The sequence below is a fragment of the Flavobacterium cyanobacteriorum genome (assembly GCF_002251835.1).
Lineage (GTDB): Bacteria > Bacteroidota > Bacteroidia > Flavobacteriales > Flavobacteriaceae > Flavobacterium > Flavobacterium cyanobacteriorum.
This window is the reverse complement of the sequence record NZ_NOXV01000028.1, coordinates 1-1,731: the sequence shown is the minus strand read 5'-3', so window position 1 is coordinate 1,731 and position 1,731 is coordinate 1. Positions and strand designations below refer to the sequence as shown.

General features: G+C 35.2%; 2 protein-coding genes and 1 pseudogene. 1 reads left to right on the top strand and 2 read right to left on the bottom strand.

Annotated features, from left to right (window positions below; translation table 11 throughout):
• Window positions 1-187 (bottom strand): annotated as a pseudogene (locus CHU92_RS15940) (hypothetical protein); the annotation flags it as partial.
• 102 nt (window positions 188-289) lie between these two features.
• Window positions 290-973 (bottom strand): helix-turn-helix domain-containing protein, encoded by a 684-nt coding sequence (locus CHU92_RS00220; RefSeq protein WP_094411433.1) that lies wholly within the window; start codon window positions 971-973, stop codon window positions 290-292.
• 323 nt (window positions 974-1,296) lie between these two features.
• Here CHU92_RS00220 and CHU92_RS00215 point away from each other — a divergent pair, with 323 nt between their 5' ends.
• Window positions 1,297-1,515: a hypothetical protein gene (locus tag CHU92_RS00215; protein WP_094411431.1), complete on the top strand. Its 219-nt coding sequence runs from the start codon at window positions 1,297-1,299 to the stop codon at window positions 1,513-1,515.
• Window positions 1,516-1,731: the final 216 nt, after the last annotated feature.

The window sequence follows — 1,731 nt, the reverse complement described above, 5'->3', positions numbered from 1 at the left end:
CACCAGATACTGGTGATAAAAGACTCCAGCAACACTTCTTTTTATAAGAATTGTTCGATTGTGAGACCGGTAGCCATTCACAGTGTTCTATCTGTTCCCAAACCCCATTTTGTCCAACATTTGCTTCATAAAAACATTCCACCCACGGGGTAATCTCTTTATTGGTAAAGGATAAATCGAATTTCATCACTATTTTTTTCTACTGCTAAGCAGTTGGACTTTCAGGCCTAAAATATGCTTTTTCTCTATTGCGTAATTTTGGTTTATAGTAGCTCCGGCTTCATACCGGTTACATTTTTTTTCTGTAATTACTGGGCGTAACGCTTGTAAGTTGTTTAAAAAAAGCATTAAAAACTGACTTAGAATTAAATCCAGCTTCATGTGCAATGGCTTCGAGGGTTAAATTCTTTTTATCAGGATCTTCTATAATTCTAAGGGCTTCTTCAATGCGCATCTGATTGATAAGATTATTAAAATTTTTACCGTGGTAGTGGTTTACAAGTTGCGATATCTTTTTGTAAGGCATGTTGCATGATGTTGCCACGTCCATAATAGTGAGGTCCGGATTGAGATATAACTTGTTATATTTAATTGTGTGTATTATATATTCGTAATCTTTTTGCCGAAATGCTTTACGTTTCGTTGCCTTAATTTTTTTTGCTTTGTTTCTATTATTTATTACGTGCATATCAACTTTACCTGTTTGGTCAATATTTTCTATATTATATTGATCCTGAGCATTTTTAAGTTGGTGACTCAACATTTTCTGCTGTCGCATTATTATTTTGATTAGTATTATAAATGCGATACATATAATTAATAACAGGCAGCCTGCAATAATTGTCCAAAATCCCGATAGTTCCCAAATGAAAGGAGTTAATTCTATAACTTGTAAAAATTTAATTTTTAAAGTAATCATGGCATAGGCAATACATAATCTTAAATCAGTTAAAATTAACTTAAAATAATGCATTACACAATTTTGATAAATATTATTATTTAAAATTTGAATAGTTTTTTGTTACAAAATGTAAATGTTAAATAAAGTAAATATGCGGAATGTTATTAAAGTCATTTCTTTTATAGTTATCAAGACGTTTATGATGTTACTGATATTAAGACTATATAAATCCCTGAAAATTTATTGCTAATTTAGTTGCCGTCAGAAGATGTTAAATTTAAAGGATGATTATTAAAATCATTTTTTTATGTGACTTGCCCATACAATTTTACAACTAGTCCTCTGAGTAATAGTAGCCTGTCTGCAATTACTTCTTATAGGGGAGTGGTGCAGCTATGTTCCTGCAGCCCGGCGAACAGCAATATAGCCATCACAATGTCAATTCAGGTAATACCACCGTATCACCAAATGTTTCGATATGTTCAGGCTATTCTATGGCACTTGCCACCACCGGAGGCAGCAGCACCCAGTGGTGGATAGGCGCGCCAAGGTGTAGGTACAGGCTCAACCTTTTCTGTATCGCCCACGGCTACAACCAGCTACACGGCAGTTAATGTATGTGGCATATTCTCTAAAGATGTACTGGAAACCGTGCTTCTTAAAATTATTGGCGGAAGCTCCTCCGGCGATACCAGCCATCGTACAACAACAAACTCAATCACGTTTACTTTAAGTGGTTTCCAGAGACAGATTTAGCGATGGGAGCCCTCTGATGTTTTTTTGTTATTTCTTCACGATAAGGAACTCGGTGCGGCGGTTCTGGGCGTGCT

Bases quoted from the DNA above. Each gene is read 5' to 3' on its own strand.
- CHU92_RS00220 (WP_094411433.1), bottom strand. From the start codon at position 973: ATGCATTATTTTAAGTTAATTTTAACTGATTTAAGATTATGTATTGCC.
- CHU92_RS00215 (WP_094411431.1), top strand. From the start codon at position 1,297: ATGTTCCTGCAGCCCGGCGAACAGCAATATAGCCATCACAATGTCAAT.